Annotated in this window: 24 protein-coding genes; 13 read left to right on the forward strand and 11 right to left on the reverse strand. The window is 71.2% G+C overall.

From position 1 onward, the window contains the following. Positions 1–167 precede the first annotated feature (167 nt). The 3 genes from AB0H64_RS00690 to AB0H64_RS00700 form a co-directional block, all read right to left on the reverse strand. Entirely contained in the window at positions 168–1,337 is a 1,170-nt protein-coding gene (locus AB0H64_RS00690; protein WP_357618306.1) for a cytochrome P450, read from the reverse strand. A gap of 27 nt (positions 1,338–1,364) precedes the next feature. Continuing rightward, positions 1,365–2,066: a helix-turn-helix domain-containing protein gene (locus tag AB0H64_RS00695; RefSeq protein ID WP_357618309.1), complete on the reverse strand. Its 702-nt coding sequence runs from the start codon at positions 2,064–2,066 to the stop codon at positions 1,365–1,367. 111 nt (positions 2,067–2,177) lie between these two features. Further along, positions 2,178–2,603, reverse strand: coding sequence for a ClpX C4-type zinc finger protein (locus AB0H64_RS00700; protein WP_357619679.1), 426 nt, complete (start codon positions 2,601–2,603; stop codon positions 2,178–2,180). A 106-nt stretch (positions 2,604–2,709) separates the two neighbouring features. Between AB0H64_RS00700 and AB0H64_RS00705 the strand changes: the two genes are divergently transcribed. After that, positions 2,710–3,900, forward strand: coding sequence for an alpha/beta hydrolase domain-containing protein (locus AB0H64_RS00705; protein ID WP_357618311.1), 1,191 nt, complete (start codon positions 2,710–2,712; stop codon positions 3,898–3,900). A 968-nt stretch (positions 3,901–4,868) separates the two neighbouring features. On the opposite strand, the gene AB0H64_RS00710 is transcribed toward AB0H64_RS00705, so the two are convergent. Continuing rightward, positions 4,869–6,152, reverse strand: a complete 1,284-nt coding sequence (locus AB0H64_RS00710; RefSeq protein ID WP_357618314.1) for an FAD-dependent monooxygenase — start codon at positions 6,150–6,152, stop codon at positions 4,869–4,871. Between the two features lie 366 nt (positions 6,153–6,518). After that, positions 6,519–7,289, reverse strand: coding sequence for a class I SAM-dependent methyltransferase (locus tag AB0H64_RS00715; RefSeq protein ID WP_357618317.1), 771 nt, complete (start codon positions 7,287–7,289; stop codon positions 6,519–6,521). A gap of 329 nt (positions 7,290–7,618) precedes the next feature. Here AB0H64_RS00715 and AB0H64_RS00720 point away from each other — a divergent pair, with 329 nt between their 5' ends. From AB0H64_RS00720 to AB0H64_RS00730, 3 genes are read left to right on the forward strand one after another with little or no spacing between them, the layout of a single operon-like run. Then, entirely contained in the window at positions 7,619–8,314 is a 696-nt protein-coding gene (locus AB0H64_RS00720) for a TetR family transcriptional regulator (protein WP_357618319.1), read from the forward strand. A 23-nt stretch (positions 8,315–8,337) separates the two neighbouring features. Beyond that, positions 8,338–8,538 (forward strand): ferredoxin, encoded by a 201-nt coding sequence (locus tag AB0H64_RS00725; protein ID WP_357618322.1) that lies wholly within the window; start codon positions 8,338–8,340, stop codon positions 8,536–8,538. Between the two features lies 1 nt (position 8,539). Continuing rightward, positions 8,540–9,814 (forward strand): cytochrome P450, encoded by a 1,275-nt coding sequence (locus tag AB0H64_RS00730; RefSeq protein WP_357618325.1) that lies wholly within the window; start codon positions 8,540–8,542, stop codon positions 9,812–9,814. 48 nt (positions 9,815–9,862) lie between these two features. On the opposite strand, the gene AB0H64_RS00735 is transcribed toward AB0H64_RS00730, so the two are convergent. Then, on the reverse strand, positions 9,863–10,639 hold the full coding sequence (locus AB0H64_RS00735; protein ID WP_357619681.1) for an SDR family oxidoreductase: 777 nt from the start codon (positions 10,637–10,639) through the stop codon (positions 9,863–9,865). A gap of 87 nt (positions 10,640–10,726) precedes the next feature. On the opposite strand from AB0H64_RS00735, the gene AB0H64_RS00740 reads away from it, so the two are divergent. Next, complete coding sequence (locus AB0H64_RS00740) at positions 10,727–11,371, forward strand: TMEM175 family protein (protein WP_357618328.1); 645 nt, start codon at positions 10,727–10,729, stop codon at positions 11,369–11,371. 9 nt (positions 11,372–11,380) lie between these two features. Here AB0H64_RS00740 and ugpC read toward each other — a convergent pair whose 3' ends face one another. Genes ugpC through AB0H64_RS00760 form a run of 4 tightly spaced genes read right to left on the reverse strand, consistent with a single transcriptional unit; the run spans position 11,381 to position 15,509 of the window. Next, positions 11,381–12,541, reverse strand: a complete 1,161-nt coding sequence (gene ugpC, locus AB0H64_RS00745; RefSeq protein WP_357618331.1) for a sn-glycerol-3-phosphate ABC transporter ATP-binding protein UgpC — start codon at positions 12,539–12,541, stop codon at positions 11,381–11,383. Positions 12,542–12,550: 9 nt separating this feature from the next. After that, a complete protein-coding gene (locus AB0H64_RS00750; protein ID WP_357618333.1) occupies positions 12,551–13,381 on the reverse strand; it encodes a carbohydrate ABC transporter permease in 831 nt (276 codons plus the stop codon). After that, positions 13,381–14,292 carry a sugar ABC transporter permease gene (locus AB0H64_RS00755; RefSeq protein WP_357618336.1) on the reverse strand — a complete coding sequence of 304 codons (912 nt, stop codon included), beginning with the start codon at positions 14,290–14,292 and terminating at the stop codon, positions 13,381–13,383. The genes AB0H64_RS00750 and AB0H64_RS00755 overlap by 1 nt, the downstream gene beginning before the upstream one ends. Next, positions 14,289–15,509: an ABC transporter substrate-binding protein gene (locus AB0H64_RS00760; protein WP_357618339.1), complete on the reverse strand. Its 1,221-nt coding sequence runs from the start codon at positions 15,507–15,509 to the stop codon at positions 14,289–14,291. Before AB0H64_RS00760 ends, AB0H64_RS00755 begins: the two co-directional genes overlap by 4 nt. Positions 15,510–15,661: 152 nt before the next feature. Between AB0H64_RS00760 and AB0H64_RS00765 the strand changes: the two genes are divergently transcribed. The 4 genes from AB0H64_RS00765 (at position 15,662) to AB0H64_RS00780 (ending at position 19,554) form a co-directional block, all read left to right on the forward strand. After that, entirely contained in the window at positions 15,662–16,255 is a 594-nt protein-coding gene (locus tag AB0H64_RS00765; RefSeq protein ID WP_357618342.1) for a hypothetical protein, read from the forward strand. Between the two features lie 136 nt (positions 16,256–16,391). Further along, entirely contained in the window at positions 16,392–18,239 is a 1,848-nt protein-coding gene (locus AB0H64_RS00770; RefSeq protein WP_357618345.1) for a DUF2264 domain-containing protein, read from the forward strand. Positions 18,240–18,288: 49 nt separating this feature from the next. Then, positions 18,289–19,245, forward strand: a complete 957-nt coding sequence (locus tag AB0H64_RS00775; protein WP_357618348.1) for a YafY family protein — start codon at positions 18,289–18,291, stop codon at positions 19,243–19,245. Positions 19,246–19,335: 90 nt separating this feature from the next. Then, positions 19,336–19,554: a cold shock domain-containing protein gene (locus AB0H64_RS00780; protein WP_357618351.1), complete on the forward strand. Its 219-nt coding sequence runs from the start codon at positions 19,336–19,338 to the stop codon at positions 19,552–19,554. 4 nt (positions 19,555–19,558) lie between these two features. Here the strand turns inward: AB0H64_RS00780 and AB0H64_RS00785 are convergent, their stop codons facing one another. Beyond that, complete coding sequence (locus tag AB0H64_RS00785) at positions 19,559–20,665, reverse strand: LacI family DNA-binding transcriptional regulator (RefSeq protein ID WP_357618354.1); 1,107 nt, start codon at positions 20,663–20,665, stop codon at positions 19,559–19,561. 211 nt (positions 20,666–20,876) lie between these two features. On the opposite strand from AB0H64_RS00785, the gene AB0H64_RS00790 reads away from it, so the two are divergent. From AB0H64_RS00790 to AB0H64_RS00805, 4 genes are read left to right on the forward strand one after another with little or no spacing between them, the layout of a single operon-like run. Then, a complete protein-coding gene (locus AB0H64_RS00790; RefSeq protein ID WP_357618357.1) occupies positions 20,877–22,160 on the forward strand; it encodes a sugar ABC transporter substrate-binding protein in 1,284 nt (427 codons plus the stop codon). Between the two features lie 2 nt (positions 22,161–22,162). Then, on the forward strand, positions 22,163–23,104 hold the full coding sequence (locus AB0H64_RS00795; RefSeq protein ID WP_357618359.1) for a sugar ABC transporter permease: 942 nt from the start codon (positions 22,163–22,165) through the stop codon (positions 23,102–23,104). Between the two features lie 3 nt (positions 23,105–23,107). Beyond that, the gene (locus AB0H64_RS00800; protein ID WP_357618363.1) at positions 23,108–23,950 is read left to right on the forward strand and encodes a carbohydrate ABC transporter permease; all 843 of its coding nucleotides are present in this window, start codon (positions 23,108–23,110) and stop codon (positions 23,948–23,950) included. Next, positions 23,947–25,458, forward strand: coding sequence for a family 43 glycosylhydrolase (locus AB0H64_RS00805; RefSeq protein WP_357618366.1), 1,512 nt, complete (start codon positions 23,947–23,949; stop codon positions 25,456–25,458). The genes AB0H64_RS00800 and AB0H64_RS00805 overlap by 4 nt, the downstream gene beginning before the upstream one ends.

Genomic DNA, 25,458 nt, shown 5'->3' on the forward strand with positions numbered 1-25,458 from the left:
CGCCGAGCAGCAGAACGACCTGATGAACAAAGTCCGTCGAGAAGGGCCCGGTGCCGGTGTACCCGGTGCCGCAGCGCGACCCGCTCACCTTTCCCCTCCCCACCGCCAAGCAGTGACGGTCCGGCCCGGGCCCACCGTCCTGCGCGGCGGGGCCCGGACGTCCCCGGCTACGGGCTGACCAGTGTTAGATCGAGCACGTCGATGCCGACGGGGGTGCGCTCGGTCGCGATCCGGCTCACCGACCACGGACCGGGGAAGCGGTGCAGCAGTGTGTGAACCGCGATCGCGAGCTCGTGCCGGGCCAGGTGCGTGCCGAGGCAGAAGTGCACGCCGTGTCCGAAGGACAGGTGCTCGTTGGGCGTTCGGCCGGGCCGGAACTCCTCCGGCTCGGCGAACACCCGGGGGTCCCGGTTGGCCGAGAGCATCATGGCGATCACCCGCTGGCCGGTCTCGATGGCGTGCCCGGCGATGCCCGTCGGGCCGGTGGCGAACCGGTCGGTGCCACCCACCGGGGGCAGGAACCGCAGCACCTCCTCAATGGCACCGGGTACCAGTCCGGGGTCAGCGCGCAGCTGGGCCAGTGCGTCCGGGTGAGCCGCCAGGCACAGCACGATGTTGACCAGCAGGGTCTTGGTGGTCTCGTGGCCGTTGATGAGCAGCAGCGTGCAGAAGTTGAGCAACTCCTCGTCGGAGAGCCGGCTGCCGTCCGGTTCGGCGGCCAGCAGAGTGTCGATCACGTCGCCTTGGGGTCGGGCGCGGTGTTCGGCGAACACCTGGCGGAAGTACTCGGCCAGTTCGGCGTGAGCGGTGCGGAACGCGGCCTGGCGCACTGGGTCCTCGGTGAACGAGCCGGCGAAGGAGGTGATCGCCTCGGTCCAGCGAACGAAGTCCGGTTGCCGGTCCGCTTCGACTCCGAGCAGCGCGGCGATGGTGCGCACCGGCAACGGGTAGCCGAGCCGGCCGATCACGTCCAGCTCACCGTCCACATCGGCCAGTTGCGTCCGCACGGTGCCGGTGATCGAGGGTAGCAGCGCCTGGATCGCGCGGGGCGTGAAGGCCCGGCTGACCAGCCGGCGCAGCAGGTGGTGCCGAGGCGGATCGATCGCGGACAGGCTGCCCAGAACCGGGTTGTCCCGGTGCGGCACGGGTTGCGCGCTGTAGCGCACCTCGTCGGAGGAGAACACCGGGTAGTCGGTGAGCACCTGGTTCACCTCGGCGTGGCCGTGCACCACCCAGGCGCCGAACGGCTCGACGAAACGCACCCCGTCCCCGGCGAGACCATCCCGTGCGGTCTCCCGGTACCAGTCGAGGATCTCCCCGACAGCATCATCAGTCATGCGTCGAGTGTGTTAACCCCGGCTGGTCTAGGCTTGGAGAAAACGGACATCCGGCAGCAACGTGGCCGGCGGCGCCCCCACCGCGTGCCGGAACTCGGCGAGCAGGTGCGACTGGTCGTAGCAGCCGCTGCGCACGGCGATGCCCGCCCAGTCCGGGCGCTCGCCCTTGGCCACCGCGGCGTGCCCGGCGGCGAGCGCGTGGTGCAACCGCACCACCCGTACGTAGGACTTGGGCCGCAGCCCGATCGCCACCCCGAACCGCCGCCGTAGTTGCCGCTCGGACAATCCGGCCTGGGCGGCATGCCAGTTCACCGGCGCGCCTGGCGCCGCGTGCATGGCCGCCACTACGACGCGCACCCGCTCGTCGACCCGGCATCGCCCGGCCCGCGCCCGCACCAGGGCCAGCGCCCCGGCCAACCGCTCGGTCACCGACCCGCCCAGCTGCCCGACCGCGATGGGCGCCCCGGCCAGCGGCACCTCATCGGCCGCGACCCCGAACAGCCCGGTCACCGTCCCCGGCCGCAGCCGCACCCCGACCAGTGCTCCGCCCTCGGGCAGCGTCCCCTGCCGACCACGCGTCTCCGGCCCGGCCAGCCAGCACACCCCATCAGGCATGACCAGCAGATCGACGGCGGGTTGCGGCAACCCTCTCGGCACCGCGCCGCCGTCCAGCACCCAACTCCCGGCCACCAGATGGGCCAGGTCGGCGGGCACGGGCAACGCGGTCACCAGTGCAGTCAACCCGGCGGCCGGCGCGTTCGCCAGCGATTAAGAGGACGCAGGACGCGGGGCGAGCGCCGCAGGAGCAGACGGACGTGACGAGGTCGTCTTCGGCGATGGTCAGCGGTCCTCGACGTCGGCGGCGAAGCGGTCCCAGGCGGCCTGGCGGGAGATGCCCAGGGCCTGGCCGATCCTGGCCCAGGTCACCCCGCGGTCGCGCAAGATACGGACCCAGGCCCGCAGATCGCGCTCGGCCGGCTCGATGGTGAGCGCGTGACGCGGCAGTGAGGCCAGCAGGTCATCGTCCGACATGCCCGGAAGCCACTCGGCTTCCGGATCGGGCCCGCGGTGCGCCCGCTGGGGCTCGCTACCCCGCGGCGGGTCGGAGAGCAGCCGGTGGGCCAGCTCCATGCAGGCGCCGCAGATGTAGACACCCGGCCCCGCTACGACCCTCTTGGCCTCCGCGTGGGGCGTGCCGCAGAACGAACACCTGGTGGCGACCTCTCCCACCGGTGTCACCCGGCGACGGCCCTTGCTTCGCGTCATCACGGCGTCAGCCTGCCCTTGACACCCGCCGCGTCAAGGGCAGGCTGACGGAACTCGGAGACGTCAAGGACGGGCTGACAAGCCCGAGACGAGAGGAGACACACGCATGGATCTCGAACGATGCCCGGACGGACAGGCCATCGAGGTCGCCCGGGGCCTGGCCACGGACTACACCGAAGAGGAGTACCTGCTGCGCGGCACGGCTGCCTCGTACGCCGACGAATTGGCCCCGTACGTGACCCGGATCCTGGTACGCAGGCCCGAACACTTCAGCGGCACCGTGGTGGTGGAGTGGTTCAACATCTCGTCGTTCATGGACGCTGGCGTGGAATGGCAGTACATCCACGGCGAGCTGTTCCGGAGTGGCACGGTCTGGGTCGGGGTGTCGGCCCCCGGCCCTCGTGCCGTCGCGGCGGCCGGCGACGACAGGTCTCGATGGGACGCCGGTGCCCTTCCGCGCCGACCCGCGGTGCCGGTGCTCGCCCTGGTGACGGAGACCGATGTGATCACGGCCGGGTACGCGGGGGCCAGGCGGCTCGACGGGCCGAACCTGCGCGTGTGGGAGCTCGCCGGGGCCTCGCACGCCGACACCTACCTCAACACCACCGGCCGCCTCGACCTCACCCAAGCCACCCCCACGGAGCTGGCCGCCGCGCTGGCCCCGACCACCCGCGTGAGCGGCATGGACCTGCAGCACCTGGCCAACTCCGGCCCTCAGCACCACTACGTCGCCAAGGCCGCGATCCGACGGCTCGACCAGTGGGTGCGCGAGGACGTTCCGCCGCCGCAAGCTCCCCCGCTGGCCAGCGTGCCCGGCCCCGCGCTGGAGCGGGACGACCACGGCAACGCGCTCGGCGGGGTCCGCACGCCCTGGATGGAGGTGCCCACCGCCGTACTGACCGGGGTCAGCCCGGACGACGGCGTCCTGGGCCGGCTCTTCGGCCTGACCGTCCCGTTCTCCCCGGCCATCCTGGACAGCCTGTACGGCGACAGCTACCTGCCCGCCTTCGAGGCCGCCACCGACGACGCCGTCGCCAAGGGGTTCCTCCTCGCGGACTCGCGCCCGAGATCAAGGCCCTGGCCGCCGCATCCATGGAGGCCAGGATGCCCTGAGTCCGGCTCAGCCGAAGAACGCGCGGCGGCACAGCACAGCGCCTCACGTACGGCCTGGCTAGGCGGGCCCTTCCAGACCAGTGCGAGCAGGGCGGGCGCCTCGACGTCGTCGATCATCGGGGCGGTGAGGTCGCCCTCCTGCAGGACCTCCCCGCGCAGGACCGACGAGCCCTCGCCGACCTGATCAACCAGGGCGCGCAGGAGGAAACCGACTCGGACTGGCAGCTGACGGCCTGAGAAACGCCCGAAACCCTGGGTCTCCTGGTCTGAGCACCGCGGCGACGACCCGGCCCAAATCGTCTTGGTCCGTGAGCAGGGCAAGGCAGGCGGTCGTTGCTTAGCCGTTCTGCGGCGGCTGCCTGCTCATCTGCCGTCATGGGGTGCTCGCAGACTGCAAGGACGTCGATGCCGCTGCGCCGCGCGTCGAAGCCGCCGAGCACTGCGGACCCATGTAGGTAGACGCCCACCAGGCGCGAGCCAAGCACCGCGGCCATCCCGGATGCGACTGTCGGCGTACGGGTTCACATGCCGGGCCACGTACACGTAAACGTGCAGAGACGGAGAGGAGACGGTCAGTGCATGAGTCGTGAAGATTCACGGCGCAGCGCGGTTCGCCTTCTTGCCGGCATGGCGGGTGCGAACGCGAGCATGCTCCTGAAGATCGCTGGAGTCAGGCCGCGCCCGTGGATGCCATGGCGCACAGCCGAGAGCGGGACTGTAAGAACAACGGCTCTGTCTCTCTTCTTACAGTCCCGGCCAGACCGCCATCATTTCCCAGGTCGAACCTCCTGCCGTATGTCCGTTCTCATCCATCGTGTCAGGGAGCCATGTCGGCGAGCTGCGCACCGACAACTGCCTTGAGACAAGACGGGCGAGCAATCCAGCTAGGGATCAATGAGCTTGGACTCCACAGGGTCGATGTCCCCATGGTCTTGTCAGTTCCGGTGAGCGCCGCCCAGGCAAGTGACAGAACCGCCGAGACCCCGCGCGGTGGAATCTCATCGATCTTGTCAGTTTCCGAGTCAACACCGCCTCATCGGAACGTGGCGTGGCCGCCGAACGGGCGCTCCAACGCGCACTACGCGGCATGAGCGGAGGTCGTCCGGCGGTGTCCTACCGAAGCGTGGTCCCTCTCGACACGTTATGTGACACCTACGGCTTGGCCGACGAGATCATCGGTAGTCCGGCCGACGCCCCGGAGTCCGGCACCCCTGCGTAGTCGGGCAGCTCGACGCCGTTGATCGCACGCTCGACCAGTTCGGTGAACCATTCGCTGGCGAAATCGGGGCTCGGCTCGGCGTCCGGCCCTGGGACCTCGAGGCTGTGTACGTGCAACCGGCCGATCTCCTGGTTGGCCTCCACGAACGAGCGCATCCGAGCCTCGTAGCCGGCGAACCCGGCCTCCGGGTCCCACCCGGCGGCGGCCAGCTCTCCGGCCAGCAGGTAGGCGCCGACCAGGGCCAGCCCGGTGCCCGCCCCGGACATCGGCGACGCACTGAACGCCGCGTCCCCGAGCAGCCCCACCCGTCCGCTCGACCAGCGGTCCATCACCACCTGAGCGACCTGGTCCAGATAGAAGTCCGGGGTGTCGTCCACGCGCGCGAGGATGCGCTGGGTCAACCAGCCGAAACCGTCCATCCGCTCGCACAGCAGGCGCTTCTGCGCCGCGACGTCGCGGTAATCGACGTCGAAGTCGGCCGCGGGGAAGGAGAACATGGCCATCGCCCGGGTGGCGTCCGGGATGGGCCGCAGGCCGGCGGACCGTCCGGCCTCCTGATAGTCGATCATCCAGCGGTCCACTCCGAACTCGTTGGGCACGCTGTAGAAGGCCAGCACGAGCCCGAGATGGCGGATGAAGTGCTCGCGCGGCCCGAAGACCATCGCTCGCAGCTGCGAGTGCAGCCCGTCGGCCCCGATCACCAGGTCGAAGCGCCGCCGGTCGCCGCCGGCGAAGACCACGTCGACCCCGTCCGCGTCCTGGCTGAGCTCGGCGATCCGGTCACCGAAGACGTACTCGACACCGTCGCGGGTGTCGTCGTAGAGCACCTGGGACAGGTCCCCGCGCAGGATCTCGATGTCCGCGATGAACCCGTCGCCACCGTCGTCGTCGGCACGGAAGGTCTCCAGCACGTTCCCGTCCGCGTCCACGATGTGCGCGCCGGCGGTGTCGGTGCACGCCGCGCGCACCGCCGCGTCCAGCCCCATCCGCCGGATGACCTCCTTGGCGACCCCGCGCGCGTCCACCGCCTGCCCGCCGGGACGCAGCTCAGGAGCCCGCTCCACCACGGTCACCTCGGCCCCCCGCCGGCGCAGCCAGTGGGCCAGCGCGGGTCCCGCGATGCTCGCCCCCGCCACCAACACCCTGGGGCCGCTCACCCGCGTCCCCTGCTCGCCAGTCCGGCTGGTGTGCTCCTGCCTGGAGTCGTCGACGCTCATCACTGCCTCCATGTGCTTCCTCCCGCGCTGGACGTTCCCAGCACAGGCCCACCGCTGTCGGTGTGTCCAGCCGTATCGACCACGGATCCGCACAAAACTCATCGGCACGACCGAAATCGCGTCCACACTCCCGCAAACACCCTGAACCCGGCATGTGCGTGCGACGGGCATGGTCATGATCGCCTCGGCGTCGGCAGACATTGATGAGAAACGCCAACTCCGATGACACTCACATCAGCCCAGACTGGTGCAAACCAGGCGAACCAGGGCACCAGCTGGGCCGCCGCCTGAGAATTCGCCAGATCCGCGCGCAACACAGTGAGACGCTGAAACGCTCAGTCACGACGATTGAGCGTTACGAGGCGCCTAGCTCGCCTCGAGAACGAAGAACAAGAAGCACAGGAACCTCGTGCGAGTGGGCTCGAACTCGCGGAGCTCCTCGGGGAACACTTCGCGGGCTTCCGGCACGAACGGCGGTTCGCTGATGACGCTGATGCGAAAGCCCGCCGCGGTGAAGGCTTCGGTCATCGCGTGCAACGGCCGGTCCCAGAACCTCATCTGGACGGTCTGCCCGCCCATGGTCCATTCGTCGGTCCGGCTGCGGGTCTCGAAGTACTTGGGTTTCTCCCCGGCCATGTGCTGAAAGAGAGCGACGCTGAAAGGATGGTCGACCGAGACGAGGAGCCGGCCACCAGGCCTCAGCACGCGTCGCAGCTCGGCCAGTGTCGGTCCCCAGTCTTCCAGGTAGTGCAGCACCAGGGACGCGATGACGTCGTCGAACGCCTGGTCGGGGAAGGGCAGTGGGCTGGCCAGGTCGGCGACCTGCAGATCCGCGTCGGCGCCCAGCCGCTGCCGGGCCAGCTCCAGCATCCCGGCACTCGCGTCGACGCCGGTCACGATGGCCCCTCGATCGCGCAGCTCGGAGAACAGGGGCCCCGAGCCGCAGCCGGCGTCGAGGATGCGCCTTCCAGCCACGTCCCCGGCAAGCTCCAGCATCGCGGGCCGCTCGTAGTACCCGTTCAGGAGGCTCGTCTCGTTCTCGGCCGCGTAATTCTCAGCCATCCTGTCGTAGTCGTTGATTGGGGAGGGCTGTGCGGTCTCAACGTGATCTTCGGGCATGGTAGACATGCGGGCCATTTTGGCCCAGCAATCTCGGCGGCACAGACATACGGCAGATCTTGATCAGGCATGCAAACGGCCTGGCATCCCTCTCGCCAGCGAATGCAGCAGATCGAGCCGGGCCAGTCAGCCCTGCCTGGCGGACACGCGGGGCCAACTGTCGCTCCCAGATGGGCCACCTATCGCCCCCCATGGGCATGTAGCGCTCCCAACGTCATCCGCTGCCATCCCCGATGGCCCTCCACTGACAACTCGCGTGCCGTACTGACATCTGCAAGGGCCCCAGACAGTGAGGAAATCTCGCTTTCGCCCTTGACGTGGTAAATGAACGATCTTTTAATTCGTTCATGGGGCGCATCGCCGGTGTCACCGCCGCCGAGACGCGGGAGCGGCTGCTGCGTGCCGCCGCCGACGTGTTCGGGCAGCGCGGGTACGACGGCACGCGCGTGGCCGACATCGCCGCCGCCGCGGGCGTCAGCAACGGCGCCCTCTACGCGCACTTCGGGTCGAAGGCCGAGCTGCTCGTCGCGGCGCTGCGCGCGCACGGGCGGCGGCTGCTGGCCGACCTGTTCGCGGCCGACCCCGACCGGTCGGCCACCGACCTGCTGCTCGTCATCGGGCGCTGGCTGCCCCGCCGCCGTGACCCGAGCGGGCATCTCATCGTCCAGGCGCTGGTCGCGGCCCGCCGGGACGAGGAGGTCGCCCGGCCCATGCGCGACTACGTCGGCGAGCGCGCCGACTGGGTCGCCACGCTCGTACGCGCCGCCCAGCGAGGCGGCGAGCTGGACCCCGCGCTGTCGCCGAACGCGCTGGCCCACTTCTGCCTCCTCCTGGCGATGGGCAGCTCGCTCGTCACTCCGGACCTGCACACGGTCGGCGACGAGGAGTGGGCCACGCTGCTCACCCGCGTCGTGACCGCCCTCGCACCGTCCGGACCCCCGTCCGAAGCGCCGTCCGGACCCCCGTCCGAAGCGCCGTCCGGACCCCCGTCCGAAGCGCCGTCCGGACCCCCGTCCGAAGCGCCGTCCGGCACCGACGCATGAACGAACAGAGGAGAGCGACCGCGGTGAAAGTGCAGATCGACTCCGAGCGCTGCCAGGGGCACGGCCGCTGCTACACGCTCGCCCCCGGCATCTTCAAGGAGGACGACGAGGGCTACGGGCACGTCGCCGGCGACGGGGTCGTGCCGCCCGGCGAGGAGCACGCGGCCCGCCTGGCGGTGTCCAACTGCCCCGAACGCGCGATCGACCTGTTACAGGAGGCGTGAGATGACCGTCGACGACCGCTTCACCGAGGACTTCCGGGAGCAGCGCGGCGACGAGCCGCCCCCGGGCGTCCGTACCGACCCGGTCATCGGCCCGGTCTCGGACTGGGCGACCGACTTCTCCCACATGGAGCCGGAGTGGGCGGCGGACCCGTACCCGATCCAGGACGACCTGCGGCAGCGCTGCCCGATCGCGCACACCGAGCGGTTCGGCGGCGGCTGGCTGCCGACGCGCTACGAGGACGTCGCCGCGATCGCCTACGACACCGAGCACTTCTCGTCGCGGTCGATCGTCATGAGCAACTTCCGGCCGCCGCGCGACATCGCGCCGGTGGGCGGCGTGCCGCCGATCTCCTCCGACCCGCCGTTCCACCACGACGCCCGCAAGCTGCTGCTCCCCGCGTTCACCAAGACCGCGGTCTCGAAGCGGGAGGCGGCGACGCGGGCGTTGTGCCACGAGCTCATCGACGCGTTGGAGGGGCGCGACGTCGTGGACGCCGCCCGCGACTACGCCCAGCACATCCCGGTACGGGTCATCGCCGACATGCTCGGCTTCCCGCCCGAGGACGGGCCGCGCTTCCGCGAGTTCATCGAGAACTCCCTCGAAGGCGTCAACCTGCCGCCGGATGAGCGCATTGAGCGGATGGACCAGCTGTTCGACTACCTGCTCCAGCAGATCCGCGAGCACGTCGCCCGTCCGCGCGACGACCTGACGACGTACCTCATCGAGGCGGAGCTGTACGGCCGCAAGCTCGACCCGTCCCACGTGGCCGGGACGATGGCGCTGCTGCTCATCGCCGGCATCGACACCACCTGGAGCGCGATCGGGGCGTCGCTGTGGCACCTGGCCAGGACGCCGGCCGACCGGGAGCGGCTGGTCGCCGAGCCGGAGCTGCTGCCGACGGCGATGGAGGAGCTGCTGCGGGTCTACGCGCCCGTCACGATGGCGCGGCTGGTCAAGGACGACATGCGGTGGAACGGCGTCGACATGAAGGCCGACGACTGGGTGCTGCTGTCGTTCCCGGCGGCCAACCGTGACCCGGCGCAGTTCGACCGGGCCGGCGAGGTGGTCATCGACCGCGAGGTCAACCGGCACGTGGCGTTCGGCCTCGGCATCCACCGGTGCGTGGGCTCGCACCTGGCGCGCATGGAGCTGCGGCTGGCGCTGGAGGTGTGGCTGGAGCGCATCCCGGTGTTCGAGCTGGCGGACCCGGCGGGGGTGAGCTGGGCGGCGGGGCAGGTCCGCGGACCGCGGGAGCTGCCCCTGCGCATCGGCTGACACGCCGCTCCCGGCCCCCGGACCGCCCGGGCGGGCGGTCCGGAGTCCTCAGTGGACGGACAGGCCGCCGTCCACGAAGATCGACTGCCCGGTGACGTACGCGGAGCCGCGGCCGGCCAGGAACACCGCCGCGCCCGCGAAGTCCTCGGCCAGCCCGTTGCGGCCCACCATGGTGCGGGCCGCCAGCTCGGCCACCTTCTCGGGATCGGACGACAGCCGGGCGTTGAGCGGCGTCATCACGAACCCGGGCACGAGCGTGTTGCAGGTGACGCCGTGGGTCGACCACGCCTCGGCCTGCGAGCGCGCCAGCGACTCCAGCCCGCCCTTGGAGACGCCGTACACGCCGCTCTGCACGAACGCGCGGTGTGCCTGCTGCGAGCTGACGTGGATGATCCGCCCGAAGCCGCGCTCCGCCATGCCGGGGCCGAACCGCTGGCCGAGGAGGTAGGGCGCTTCGAGATTGACCGTCATCGTGATGTTCCAGACGTCGTCGGTCATCTCGTTCATCGGCGGGCGCAGGTTGATCCCGGCGCTGTTGACCAGGATGTCCGGCTCGCCGAACACCCCGGCCGCCTGCTCGGCCGCCGCCCGCACGCCGTCGCGGGTGCTGAGGTCCGCGCTGACCCAGGCGGCGCGGCAGCCGCCGGCGGTCAGCTCGTCCACCGTGGCGGCCAACTCGGCCTCCCTGCGCGCCACGATCACGACGCTCGCGCCGGCGCGGGCCAGTGCCCCGGCTATGCCCCGGCCTATGCCGGAGCTCCCACCGGTCACGATGGCGACCCTGTCGTCCAGGGAGAACAGCTCGGAGAGGTACGTCTGCGACATCACGCCCGCACTCTAGAGGACGGCCCGGAAGGGGTGAGCGGCGGATCACCCGGCGCGGGCGTTACGCTCGGTGACCAGGAGGTACGCATGGGTGAGGGGGACGCGGTCGCGCCGGGGATGACGCACGAGCGGGTGGCGATGTTCGTGGACGCCGTGTTCGCGATCGCGATGACGCTGCTGGCCGTGGAGATCCCCCGCCCGCCCGCGAGCGTGGTCGAGGGCGGCGAGTCGCGGCTGGCCGGCGCGGCCCGGCTGTGGGACTTCCTGGGCGACAACTGGAGCACGTGGCTGGCCTTCGTCATCGCCTTCCTCATCCTGTGGGGCGTCTGGCGGGAGCATCACCGCACCCTCGACATGGTCGTCCGGGTCTCGCCCCGCATCATGGCCAGGCACGTCCCGCTGCTCATCGTCGTCGTGCTGCTGCCGTACGCCACGGGGCTGATCGGCGAGTCGGCGGGCAACCCGCTGACCGTCTGCCTGTTCGCCGGCGCGGTGGCGGCGCTGCTGTTCGCGCAGGCGGCGCTGCTGCGGGCGATCCTGCGTGACCAGGTGCTGCGGCCGGGGGCGGACGTGGCGGCGCTGCGGGTGCAGGCCGCCGCGCTCCTGGTGGTGGGGGCGTTCTGGCTGCTCACGGCGGGACTCACCTGGCTGGTGGACGGCGTGCCGCTGCTGTGGGTGCTCAGCCCGGTGGTGGGAGCCGTGTCGGTACGGCGCTTCGAGGCGCGGGCGTGAGGGTCCGCGTCAGGCGCGCTCGGTGAGGTTCTCCCCCGTCTCGGGATGGAACAGGTGAACGGCCTGCGTGTCGTACCAGAGCCGCAGCGGCTCCCCCCTGCGGGCCCGTGACTTCGGGTCGAGCTGCGCCACGAGCTGGGTGCCCTCCGCCGCCTCCTCGCCGCCCGTGTCCGCCAGGTGCTCCGAGCGGACCGCGCCGGCGCCGAGCGTGAAGTAGGCGAGCTTCTCCGGCCCCATCGACTCCAGCAGGTCCACGGTCGCGGTGAACGTGCCGCCCCCGTCCACGTCGTGGACCAGGGCCGCGTCCTCGAACGACTCCGGCCGGATGCCCGCGATGATCTCGCGCGGCACGTCCCGGCCCCGCGCCGCCTGCTCCAGCCGGCCGCGCAGCGGGATGTCCCCGATGGCCGTGCGCAGCGCGCCCTCCTCCAGCCGCGCCGGCAGGACGTTCATCGACGGCGAGCCGATGAACCCGGCCACGAACAGGTTGCGCGGATGGTCGTAGAGCTCCTGCGGCGGCCCGATCTGCTGGATGAGCCCGGCGCGCATGATGACGATCCGGTCGCCGAGGGTCATGGCCTCCGTCTGGTCGTGGGTGACGTACACGGTGGTCGTGCCGAGGTTCTTCTGCAGCCGGGAGATGGATGTGCGCATCTGCACCCGCAGCTTGGCGTCCAGGTTGGAGAGCGGCTCGTCCATGAGGAACGCCTTGGGGTCGCGCACGATGGCCCGGCCCATCGCCACGCGCTGCCGCTGCCCGCCGGACAGAGCCGCGGGCTTGCGGTCGAGGTACGGGGCGAGGTCGAGCAGCCCGGCGGCCCGCTCCACCCGCTCCTGGATGGCCGCTTTGTCCATCTTGGCGAGCTTGAGCGGGAAGGCGATGTTCTCGCGGACCGTCATGTGCGGGTAGAGCGCGTACGACTGGAAGACCATCGCGATGTCACGGTCGCGCGGTGCCTTCTCGTTCATGCGGCGCCCGTCGATGCGCAGCTCGCCGTCGGTGATGTCCTCCAGGCCCGCGATCATGTTGAGGGTGGTGGACTTGCCGCAGCCCGACGGGCCGACGAGGATCACGAACTCGTGGTCGGCGATGCGGACGTCGAAGTCGTCGACGGCCACGGTGCCGTCGGCGTACCTCTTGGTGACGTGGTCGAGCACGATCTCAGCCATGGCCTCGCCTCATCCCTTCACCGCCCCGGAGGTCAGCCCGGCCACGATCCGCCGCTGGAAGAACAGCACGAAGATCACGATCGGGATGGTGATCACCACGGCCGCCGCCGAGATGGAGCCCGTCGGGTCCTCGAACTGGCTGCTGCCGGTGAAGAACGAGATCGTCGCCGGCGCGGTCCTGGCGGCGTCGGAGGAGGTCAGGGAGATGGCGAACAGGAAGTCGTTCCAGCAGAAGATGAACGCGAGGATCGCGGTCGTCACCATGCCGGGCGCCGCGAGCGGCACGATCACCTGCCAGAACGCCTGGAACGGCGTGGCGCCGTCCATCTTGGCCGCCTTCTCCAGCTCCCACGGGATCTCGCGGAAGAACGCCGACAGGGTGTAGATCGTCAGCGGCAGCGCGAACGTGATGTACGGGATGATGAGCCCCGGCCAGGTGTTGAACAGCCCGAGGGCCCGCTCGATCTGGAACAGCGGGCTGACCAGGGAGATCTGCGGGAACATCGCGATCAGCAGCGACACGCCGATGAGCAGCCGCTTGCCGGGGAAGGCGAGCCGGGCGACGGCGTAGGCCGCCATGGTGCCGAACACGATGGCGACGAGCGTGGAGATCAGCCCGATCCCGATGGAGTTGATCAGGCCGCGCACGAAGTCGGTGTTGGCGAAGATGCCGGTGTAGTTGTCGATCGTCCACTTGCGCGGGATGAACGAGCCGTCGGTGAACGTGCTGGGGTCCTTGAACGACAGCGACGCGATCCACAGCACCGGGATCATCGCGTACAGGACGACCACGACGTTGGCGACGGTCCAGCCGGAGACGCTCCGGCGGCCGGCCTCCATCACCGCTCGCTTCCGGGCGCGGCCGTGCCGAACCCCAGGATGAAGATCACCGCGATGATCGCGACGGTGACGAGGATGAGCACGGACATGGTGGAGCCGATGCCGAGGTTCAGGCCGCCGATGAGGTTGTGGTAGGCGCTGACCGAGACGGAGGAGGTGTTCTGGGAGCCGTTGGTCAGCACGTAGATGTTGTCGAAGATGCGGAACGCGTCGAGCGTGCGGAACAGCAGCGCGACCAGGATGGCCGGCTTCATCAGCGGCAGCATCACCCGCGTGAACCGCTGCCAGCGGCCGGCCCCGTCCATCGACGCGGCGCGCAGCAGCTCCTCGGGCACCACGGCCATGCCGGCCATGAGCAGCAGCGCCATGAACGGCGTGGTCTTCCACACCTCCGCCAGGATGATGATCGCGATGGCCGGGCCGCGCTCGGTCAGCGGGGCCGTGCCCTCGGGCAGCAGACCGGCCAGCCAGCCGGTGGCGGGCGTCCAGGCGTACTTCCAGCCGTAGGCGGCGGCGACCGTGACGATCCCGTACGGGATGAGCACGACCGTGCGGACCAGGCCGCGCCCGACCAGCGCCCGGTACATCGCGAACGCCAGCAGCATGCCGAGCACCAGCTCGATCGCGACGCTGACGACGGTGATCACCAGGGTAACCCAGAAGGCGTTCCACCACACGGAGCTGGTCAGCACGGTGGCGTAGTTGGACAGGCCGACCCAGGCCTTGGCGGCGGGGAAGCGCAGGTCGTAGCGCTGGAGCGAGAGCAGCACCGAGTAGACGATCGGCCAGCCGGTGACCACCACCATGACGAACGCGGCGGGCGCGCACAGCCACAGCCCGAGCCGCCGCTCCGCCCGCTGCCCCTCCGTGAGCGGCCGGCCCTTCCGGGCGGCCGGGCCGCGGGCGCTCATGGGAGCACCCCCTGGCTGCGCAGCGCGAGGGAGATCTGCTCGCGCAGCTCGGCGAGCGTGACGGGCGGGTCGACGGCGGCGGGCGGCGACAGCGCCGCGGAGATCGTCGTGGAGACGTTCTGGTACGTGGGCGTCTTGGGCCGGGGCGCGGCCGTCTTCAGCGCGTCGAGGATGGCCTGCCGCATCGGGTACGGCCCGGCCATGGCGGGGTCCCGGTACACCGCCTCGATGGTGGGCGGCAGCCCGTCCTTGATCGCGGCGATGCGCTGGCTGACCGGGTCGCGCAGGCACAGCGCCGCCTGGAACGCCCGCTCGGGGTGCCGTGAGTACGAGCTGACCGCGAAGTTGCCGCCGCCCAGCGGCGAGGCGCCCGCGCCGCGGATGCCCGGGTAGGGCGCCCACTTGAAGTGCGGCAGCAGCTCCGGCTTGTTGGCGGCCATCGAGGCGTACACGAACGGCCAGTTCACCTCGAACGCGGCCCGGCCGCCCTCCATGGCCAGCCGCGCCGAGTCCTCCTGCGTGTTCGACAGCGACGGGTCGGCGGCCTTGGAGCGGGCGTAGTCGCGCATCGCCGTGAGCGCCTCCAGCGCGGGCGGCCCGAGCGCCACCCGGGTGCCGCCGGGGTCGAGGATGCGCCCGCCGGCGGAGGCGACGAGGCTGTTGAACCAGACGACCAGGCCCTCGTACTGGGCGCCGGTCACCTCGCCGTAGTGCGGCTTGCCGCGCGCCGCCAGGCCCGCGGCGGCGCTCGCCATCTCGCCCCACGTGCGCGGCGCCCGCGGCACCAGGTCGGAGCGGTACCACAGGAGCTGCACGTTGGTGTTGTACGGCGCCGCGTACAGCCTGCCCCGCCAGGTGGCGGTGTCGAGGGGCTTGGCCAGCGTGCCCGCGCGGGCCAGCCGGGCGTGCTCGCCGGTCCACTCGCGGATCCAGCGGGCCTCGGCCAGCTCGGCCGTCCAGGTGACGTCGAGGCCGAGCACGTCCAGGCCGGGGTCGGCGGCGGCGAGCCGGCGCACGAGCTGCTCACGCTGGCCGTCGGCGTCGCGGGGCAGGGTGTTGAGCAGGATGCGGTAGCGGCCGTGGGCCTGGGCGTTGCAGCGGGCGACGATGGCGGCGAGGTTCTCCTGCGGCGCGTTGTAGAGGTTGACCAGCGGGATGCTCCGGCCGCCGCCGCCGGAGCAGGCGGCCGGCAGGAACACGGCCCCCGCCAGCAGCACGGCCGCGGCCCTCCGTCTCCCCCTCGCCGCTCGGCTCACGTCTGGGGCCTACCCGCCTGCCTGCGCATATCACCATGAGTAGTCAATCGCGTGCCAAAAGTATGATCGATTCGCCCACAACTTTCGCCGTCCCGCGGCTGTCGAACCTGGGCATGAGAACGATCAAGCACGTCCTCGCCCTGACCGCCGCGTCATTCCTGGCGGCCGCAACCCTGACCGCCTCCCCCGCGCACGCCGCCCCCGCATACCGGGCCGACTGCCCGGTTCCGCCCGCCGCCGACGTCAAGCGCGCCCGGCAGGACGCCATCGACAAGCCCGCCAGGGGCGCGGACGCCATCAGCGGTCTGCGCATCGGCCATGTGCCGAAGGGCTTCACCTACGGCCAGGTCCAGGTCGCCAAGCGCAAGGGCGCGATGACGGAGTACAGCTACCTCTGGAGCGACGAACGCAACGACGTGAACCCTCGGCACAGGTCTCTCCGGGTACAGGTGATCTGCGGGTCCAAGGTCACCGACCTGGCCGGGCTGAAGCGGCTGCGGCTGGACGAGGGCGCGTTCCGGGGCGTCGAGGCGAAGACCACGAAGCTGGGCGACCGGACGGTGCTGGTCCGGCTGACGGACGGCGCGCTCGGCAGCGGTCGCCTGGTGGGCTGGGTGGAGCCGGGCGGTACGGTTGTCACGGTGCTGGCCAGCGAGCCACTGGTGCGGGACCTGGCCAAGATCGTCCGGGGCGTGCGGCCGGCCTGACGTCATTTTCCCTGACACCAAGGGACGGTTCGGCCCCCGGCGTCCACCAGCCGGTCGGCGCCCTTGACGGCCGGGGCGGACGGTCCATAGGGTCACCTGAAGATTGGAAAGCGCTTACCAGGGCCGGAGGAGCACTGTGGGATCCCGCGAACACTGGGTGTCGGTGGCGGATCGGCTGCTGGAGGCCGTCGTCCCCTACGCCACCCCGGGCTTCGCCCAGTACCGGCTGCCGGGCCGCACGAGCGCCTCCGGCCCCGCGTCCGACGGGCTGGAGGGATTCGCGCGCACGTTCCTGCTCGCCGCGTTCCGTGCCGCCGGCGACCCCGGGGCCGCGCCCGGCGGGCTGCTGGAGCGGTACGCCGAGGGCCTGGCCCACGGCACCGACCCCGGCCACGAGCACGCCTGGCAGCCCATCGCCGACCACCACCAGACGATCGTGGAGGCCGCCTCGATCGCGCTGGCCCTGCACGAGACGCGGGAGCTGCTGTTCGACCGGCTCGACCCGGCCGTGCAGGAGCGCGTGGTGGCCTGGCTGGGCGGCATCGTCGGCAAGTACGCCCCGCCGTGCAACTGGGTGCTGTTCAAGGTGATCGTGGAGCAGTTCCTCGCCAACGTGGGCGGCCCCCACGACCCCGCCGAGATCCAGCGGCACCTGGCCGACATCGAGCCGTGGTACGTCGGCGACGGCTGGTACACCGACGGCGCGGGCCAGAACTACGACTACTACTGCGGCTGGGCCATGCACCTGTACACGCTGTGGTGGACCCGGATGTCCGGGGCCGACCCGGGCGTGTACCGCGAGCGGCTGCGCACGTTCCTGGAGACGTACCAGCACCTGTTCGCCCCGGACGGCGCGCCGATGCACCAGGGCCGGTCGCTGACGTACCGGATGGCGACCGTGGCGCCGTTCTGGGTCGGCGCGATCTTCGACGCCACGCCGCTGTCCCCCGGCCGGACCCGGCTGCTGGCCGACCGGACCCTCGGCCACTTCGAGCGCCACGGGGCCCCGGACGCCGACGGGCTGCTCAGCCTCGGCTGGCACCGGCCCTTCCTGCCCGTGACGCAGCCCTACTCGGGCCCGGCCTCGCCGTACTGGGCCAGCAAGGGCTTCGTCGGCCTGCTCCTCGGCCCCGATCACCCCGTCTGGACCGAGCCCGCCGAGGAGGCCGGCGACTCCGGCGACTCCGGCGACCAGGAGGACCTGACGCTGGCGATGCCCGCGCCCGGCTGGCTGCTGCACCGCTCCGGCGGCGTCGTGCGCCTGATCAACCACGGCAGCGACCACAACAACCGCGACAGCTCCACCGACGACCCCCACTACGCCAAGTTCGCCTACTCCACGCACACCGCCCCCGAGACCGGCGACGAGGGCCGGGCCGCGAACATCGACGGCCACCTCACCGTCACCCGCCCCGACGGGAGCGCCACGCGACGGCGGCGCATCGACCGGCTCGTGGTGACCGACCGGCTCGCCGCCTCCCGGTACTTCGACGGCGAGGTCGCGGTCGAGACCGCGTCGGTGGTGGACGGGCCGTGGGAGGTGCGCGTCCACCGCGTCACCGCGCCCGAGGGCAGCGCCGTCCGCGACGGCGGCCACGCCCTGGCGGGCGACGAGCCGTGCGCCACCCGGCTCGACGGCCTGGAGTCCCGCGTCTCCTCCGGCTCGCTGGCCAGCTCCATCACCGGCCTGTACGGCTGGGACTCGGCCCGGGTCGCGGCCCGTACCGGCCAGAACGCCGTCGGTGAGCACTCGGCGACGCCGTACCTGGTGGGCGAGCACCCGGGCGGGCCGGCGCTGTTCGCGTCGGCGGTGTGGCTGGGTCCGGGGGAGCCGTCCACGCCGCCGCCCGTCGTGGAGCCGGTACGCGACGGCCTCACCTGGAAGGACGCGGAGGGCGGCCGGATCGAGATCCGGCTCGGCCGCTCCCCGGGCTACGTCCGCGAGCACCCCTCGGGAGAGCGCGTCACCTGGACGGCCTCATAACCACCCATTGCGGACGGGCCCTGGCCGCTTTGCGTGCCATCCTCGGGCCATGGCCAGTACGCCGTCCCGCATGATCCGCCTGTTGTCCCTGCTGCAGACCTGCCGTGGCTGGCCGGGGACCGAGCTCGCCGCCCGGCTGGGCGTCAGCCCGCGCACGCTGCGCCGTGACATCGACCGGCTGCGCGAGCTGGGCTACCCGGTGCGGGCCGCACCGGGCACGGGCGGCGGTTACCGGCTGGAGGCGGGCAAGGCGATGCCGCCGCTGGTGCTCGACGACGACGAGGCCATCGCCATCGCGATCAGCCTGCGCACGGCCGCGGGCGGCACGGTGGCCGGCATCGAGGAGACGTCGGTGCGCGCCCTGGCCAAGCTGGAGCAGGTGCTGCCCGGCCACCTGCGCCGGCGGGTCAACGCGTTGCAGAGCTACACGGTGCCGATGGTCTCCCAGGGCCCGGCCGCCGACCCGGACGTGCTGACGGTCATCGCGCAGGCGTGCCGCGACCACGAACGGCTCGGGTTCGCCTACCGCAAGCGCGACGGCGACGGCGGGACGCGGCTGGTCGAGCCGTACCGGCTGGTCCATCTGGCGCGCAAGTGGTACCTCGTGGCCTGGGACGCGGGCCGGGAGGACTGGCGGACGTTCCGGGCCGACCGGATGTCGTCGCCGCGGCCGGCCGGGCAGCGGTTCCGGCCCAGGGAGCTGCCCTCGCCGGACATCGCCCGGTACGTCGCCGAGTCCGTCACGTCCTCGCTGGCGCGGCACCGGGCGGTGGTCACGCTGCACGCGCCGTTCGCCGTGGTGGCGGAGCGGCTGCGCCCGCAGGACGGGGTCCTCACGGTGGTGGACGAGCGCACCTGCCGCCTGCACACGGCGGCCGACTCGCTGCAGTGGCTGGCGCTCACGCTGGGCATGTTCGACGTGGACTTCGAGGTGCACGAGCCGCCGGAGCTGGTCGCGTACATCCGCGCCCTGACCACCCGCCTGTCCCGCGCCACCCCCGCCTGACACGGCAACCCCCGCCTGACGCGCCGCCCCTGTCCCGCTCGGCCGGTTATTCGCTCGCGGCCGCGGCGGCGGGCCTGCCAGGGTGGGGACATGACGCGAGGAACCGTGAAGTTCTGGAAGGCCGAGCAGGGCTGGGGCGCGATCTCCTCCCCCGAGCTCCCGCCGGGCCGTGACGCCTTCGGGCACTTCAGCGACGTCGTCGGCGACGGCTACCGGGTGCTGGAGGAGGGGGACGAGGTCGAGTTCGACGTGGAGACGCGCCGCCAGGACAGCTTCGACTACGTGGCGGGCAACATCCGCAAGCTGTGAGCCGTCAGGCGCCGGGGCAGCCGCAGGTGCCGCCGGGCCACACCGCCGAGGTGAGCACCTCGTGGCGGTCCGCGCCCTCGCCCGTCTGGAGGGCGTCGAGGAGGATGCGCACCGCGACCCGGCCGATCTGCTCCATCGGCTGCCGCACCGTCGTCAGGTGCGGCGTGATCAGGCGTCCGGCCAGTATGCCGTCGAAGCCCGTCACCGCCACCTGGGACGGCACGTCGATCCCCTCGCGGCGGAGCACGTCGATCGCGACGAGGGCCTCCTGGTCGGTCGCGCACACCAGCACCCGTGGGACGGGCGGGCTGCCGAGCAGGGCGCGGACGGCGTCGACCGTCGTCTGGTCGTCGCCCGGATGGCTGCTCAGCGGAGGGGGCGGGGTGCTCCCCGCCTCGTGGAGGGCCTGGGAGAAGCCCTCGTAGCGGGCCACGAACTCCGGGGTGCCCAGCTCGCCGAGGTAGGCGAAGTGCCGGTAGGCGTGGTCGGCCAGCAGGTGGCGCGTGAGCCGGGCCATGGCGTCACGGTTGTCGACGTAGACCGTGTGCATGCCCTCGCGCCTGATCTCCCCGCCGAGCTCGACGACGGGTATCCGGGCCGAGATCTGCTCCAGCAGGGTGCCCGGCGCGGCGCCGGCGAAGGCGATGAGGCCGTCCACGCGCCCCGCGACGTCGATGACGCTCGGCAGATGCCCCGGGTCGCGGCCTGACCCGAGCATCAGGGCGTACCCACGCCGCCGGCACTCCAGCTGGACGCCGCGCTGGACCTCGTCCGAGTACAGCGGGAACAGCCGCCCGTCGGGAACGCGGGCCGCGTCGTGGGAGGAGGGACTTTCCTCGGCCGGTTCGAGGAGGTAGTCGAACGCGTACAGCCCCAGCGCCCCGGTCTTGCCCTTGGCGAGGCCGCGGGCGTTGGCGCTCGGCACGTAGCCGATGGAGTCCGCGGCGCGCAGAACCGCCCGCAGCGTCTCCGACTTCACGCGCTCGGGCTTGGTGAACGCGAAGGAGACCGTCGCGATCGACACCCCGGCGAGCTGGGCGACGTCGTAAACCGTCGGGCGCCTCGCCACGTCCGCTCCTCCCCCGTCGACGATCCGCTGCGTGATCCGCATGCGCGGTCCGATCCGTGATCCGCTCCGGGTCGGCAGCGCGTCGGTTCCCGTCGCCACAGTACTGGATCACCGGCTGATCGGACCGCTGGTGAGAATGCTTGCCACCGTAAATGTTATGCGCTTAGATTACCGCACCGCACGGAGTACAGCCAGCACATGAGCACCGGTCGTGCGCCCCGTAGCAACCCCCATGCACGAAGGGGAACGACAAATGATCCGAAGGAACCTGGCGGCGGCCACGGCCGTCACCGCGACGCTCGCACTCGCGCTCAGCGGCTGCGGACGCTCGAACGACCGCCCGCGGAGCGACGCACCGGCGAGCCGCCTGACGAACGGCCCGGCCACCGGCACCATCACCGTCTGGGCGCAGGGCACGGAGGGTGAGGCGCTCGCCGGCTTCCTCAAGCCCTTCAAGGACAAGAACCCCGGCGTCGACGTCAAGGTCACCGCCATCCCCTGGGACTCGGCGCAGAACAAGTACCAGACGGCCATAGCCGGCGGGACGACTCCGGACATCGGCATGCTGGGGTCCGACTGGATGCCGACGTTCGCGTCGGCGCTGCGCCCGGCGCCCGCCGACATCGACACCGGCGACATCTTCCCCGTCTCGCTCCAGACCACCGACATCGGCGGCGCGCGCCTGGGCGTGCCCTGGTACGTCGAGACCCGGGTGCTCTTCTACCGCACCGACCTGATGAAGAAGGCGGGCTTCGACAGCTTCCCGAAGGACTGGCAGGGGTTCAAGGCGCTCGCCACGGCGTACCAGGACAAGACCGGCGCCAAGTACGGCGTCACGCTTCCCTCCGGGGGATGGAACGCGTTCCTGAACAACCTGCCGTTCGTGTGGTCGAACGGGGCCGACCTCATGAACGCCGACCAGACCAAGTGGACCTTCGACACCCCCAGGACGGTCGAGGCCCTCGACTACCTGAGCGGCTTCTTCAAGGAGGGCATCGCCAACAAGAACCCGGACGCGGAGACGGGCTCCACCGCCTCCGCCTTCGTCAACGGCTCCGTCCCGATGTTCATCAGCGGACCGTGGGACATCCCGGGGCTCAAGACGGCGGGCGGCGCCGGCTTCGAGGACAAGTTCGCGGTGGCGCCGATCCCGGCCCCGCCGGGAGGGACGTCCACCTCGTTCGCGGCGGGCGCCAACCTCGCCGTGTTCAAGAACTCCAAGAACCCGGACGCGGCGTGGAAGCTGGTGCAGTGGCTCACGCAGCCCGACGTCCAGGTCGAGTGGTTCAAGACCGTCAACGACCTCCCGTCGCGGCAGTCGGCGTGGAAGGACCCCGCGCTGACCGCCGACCCGAAAGTGGCCGTGTTCGGTGAGCAGCTCAAGAGCACGAAGACGGCGCCCGTCCTGACCACGTGGACGCAGGTGTCGGCGGCGGCCGACACGGAGATCGAGCGGGTGTTCCGCGGCGGCAAGAGCCCGCAGGACGCGGTCAGGCAGCTCCAGTCCACCGCGGACTCGCTGGGAACCGGAAAGTAGGCATGGCCGCGATCCGAGCCGCGAGCACCGGGGCGCCCTCGCGCTCCGCCGGCGACGACCCGGGCAGGGCGCGTCGCCGCCGGATGACGGCGGTGGCCTACCTGTTCGCCCTGCCGTTCGTCCTGAGCTTCGCCGTCTTCATGGTGTTCCCGCTCGTCTCCTCGTTCATGATGTCCTTCACCGACTTCCGCAACAGCGACATCGAGAACCCGCTCGCCGTCGAGTTCGTCGCGGTGGACCAGTACGTCCGGCTGTTCGAGAACCAGCAGTTCGTACGGTCGCTGCTGAACACCGTGTACTTCGTGGCGGCGGGCATCCCGCTCACGATGATCGTCGCCCTGGCCCTGGCCGTGGCGCTCAACAACGGGATCACCCGCTTCCGCACGGCGTTCCGTGTCGGGTTCTACGCCCCCGTGATCACCAGCATCGTGGCGGTCGCGGTGGTGTGGAGGTTCATCCTGCAGCCGGACGGCCTGCTGAACACCGTGCTCGGCGCCGTCGGGGTGCACGGCCCGGACTGGCTCAACGACCCGCTCTGGTCGATGCCCGCCATGATCCTCATGGCCGTCTGGCGGAACACGGGCACCCTTATGATCATTTTCCTGGCCGGGCTCCAGGGCATCCCCGCGAACGTCCTGGAGGCGGCCTCGGCCGACGGGGCCGGCGCGTGGCAGCGCTTCGTCCGGGTGACGCTCCCGATGCTGCGCCCGACGCTGCTCCTCGGCGCCGTGCTGCTGTCCGTGGGGTTCCTGCAGTTCTTCGAGGAGCCGTTCGTCATGACGAAGGGAGGCCCGCTGGACTCCACGCTGTCGATCAGTTACTTCACCTACAACCAGTTCGGGTTCGGCAACTACGGCACCGCGTCGGCGGCCAGCTACGTGCTCTTCGTCGCCATCGCGCTGCTGAGCGTCGTGCAGTTCCGAGCCTTCCGCACCAAGGAGTGACCCGTGACGACACAGTCCCCACGACGGCGGATCAGCGCGGGCCGGACCCTCGTGTACGTCGTCCTGGTCGCCGCCGTCGCGGCCACGCTCGTCCCGTTCGCCTGGATGTACCTCGGCTCGGTGAAGACCCAAGCGGAGCTGCTGAGGCGCCCGCCCACGTGGTGGCCCGAGACGTTCACGCCGGACAACTTCGGGACGTGGTTCGGCCGGCTGAACTTCCAGACGTTCTTCGTCAACAGCGTCGTCGTGGCCGGCTTCACGGTCCTCGGGACGCTCCTGTTCTGCTCCATGGTCGGCTACGCGCTGGCGAAGCTGGACTTCGCCGGCAAGCGCGTCGTCTTCGTGCTCGTCCTGACCACGCTCATGGTCCCCGGCGTCGTCACGTTCGTCCCGCTGTTCGTCGTGGTCAGCAAGCTCGGGATGGTCAGCACCTATCCCGCGCTGATCCTGCCGTTCCTCGCGGGACCGATGGGCGTCTTCCTCATGCGCCAGTTCATCAGCGAGATACCCGACTCGCTCATCGAGGCCGCCCGCATCGACGGCGCGGGTGAGGTGCGCATCTTCGCGCGGGTCATCCTCCCCCTCTGCGGCCCGGCGCTGGCGACGCTCGCCATCCTCACCTTCCTCGGCTCGTGGAACAACTTCCTGTGGCCGCTCGTGGTCGCGCAGACCGAGGACATGTACACGCTCCCCGTCGCGCTCTCCCTGTACTCGGTGGGGCAGAACGCGACGAACTACGGGGTCCTGCTGGCCGGCTCCGTGCTCGTCATCACTCCCGTGCTGCTGCTCTTCGTGGCCCTGCAGCGCTACTTCACCCAAGGAATCGCGGCGACCGGAATCAAATGACCACCTTCGAAGCACCCCAGGACCGGCGGCGCGAGGTCGCCGGCACGCATCCCGTCATCGGCGGGTTCCATCCCGACCCGAGCGTCTGCCGGGTGGGCGAGGACTACTACCTGGTCAACTCCTCGTTCGAGTACTCCCCCGGCGTCCCGGTCTGGCACAGCACCGATCTGGTCCGGTGGACCCAGATCGGCAACGCCCTGACCGGCGCCGGTCGGTTCCGGGCGGGACAGGCCGGCGCCAGCAGGGGCATCTACGCTCCGACGCTGCGTTTCCACGCGGGCCGGTTCTGGCTGATCACGACGGACGTCTCCTCGGACGGCGGCCAGTTGCTGACGTCGGCGACGGACCCGGCCGGCCCGTGGGAACCGGCCGTGGTGATCGACGGCCTGGAGGGCATCGACCCGGACCTGGCCTGGGACGACGACGGCACCTGCTACGTCACGTACTGCTCGACGCGGCCCGGCATGAAGGGCATCGCCCAGGCCCGCGTCGACCTGGAGCAGGCGGTGGCGCTGGAGGAGCCGAGGCTCGTGTGGCTGGGCACCGGCCTGGCCTTCCCCGAGGCGCCCCATCTCTACCGGCGCGACGGCTGGTGGTACCTGATGATCGCCGAGGGCGGCACGGAGCGGGGTCATGGCGTCTGCGTCGCCCGCTCCCGGAGCCCCGAGGGCCCGTTCCAGCCCGCCCCCGCCAACCCCGTCTTCTCCCATCGCAGCACCACGCATCCGGTGCAGAACACGGGGCACGCGGACCTCGTCGAAGCCCCCGGCGGGGGGTGGGCGGCGGTGTACCTCGGCGTCCGCCCGCGCGGGACGACACCGATGTTCCACGTCAACGGGCGCGAGACGTTCCTGGCCGGTGTGGACTGGGTCGACGGGTGGCCCCGCTTCGACGAGGACCGTTTCGCGTACGAGATCCCCGACCGCTCGTTCGCGGACACGTTCGCCGGACCCGGGCTCCACCCGCGCTGGGTCTCCCCCGGCGCCCCCCTCCAGGAGTTCGTCACCGTCACCGGGCCCGGGCTGACGCTGGCCCCGGCGACCTGCCCCAGCGGCAACGTCAGCGCCCTGATGGCCCGCGTGACCGACGAGCGCTGGCGCCTGGACGTCACGCTGGACACCTCCGGCGGCGCGGCCGGCGTCCTGCTGCGGCTCGACGACCGGCACTGGTGCGAGCTGCGGGCGGCGGACGGCTCCGCGCACGCGGTGCTGCGCATCGGCCCGCTGGAGTCCCGCGTCGGCGAGGCCGTGACCGGCCTCGGTCCGGCGCCGACGGTACGGATCGCGTCGGAGCCCCCCACCCACGGCGGCCCCGACGACATCGCGCTGTCGGTGGTCCGCGACGGCCACGCCGTGACGCTCGCGCGCTTCGACGGACGGTACCTGTCGACCGAGGTGGCCGGCGGGTTCACCGGCCGGACCGCCGGCGTCCGCGCCCTCAGCGGCACCGTCCACGTCGGCTCCGTCCGGTACGAGGCCGACGACGCCTACGCCGACCCGCGGCCATGA

Origin of the sequence: Nonomuraea sp. NPDC050733, from assembly GCF_040654215.1 — a bacterium.
Classification (GTDB): domain Bacteria; phylum Actinomycetota; class Actinomycetes; order Streptosporangiales; family Streptosporangiaceae; genus Nonomuraea.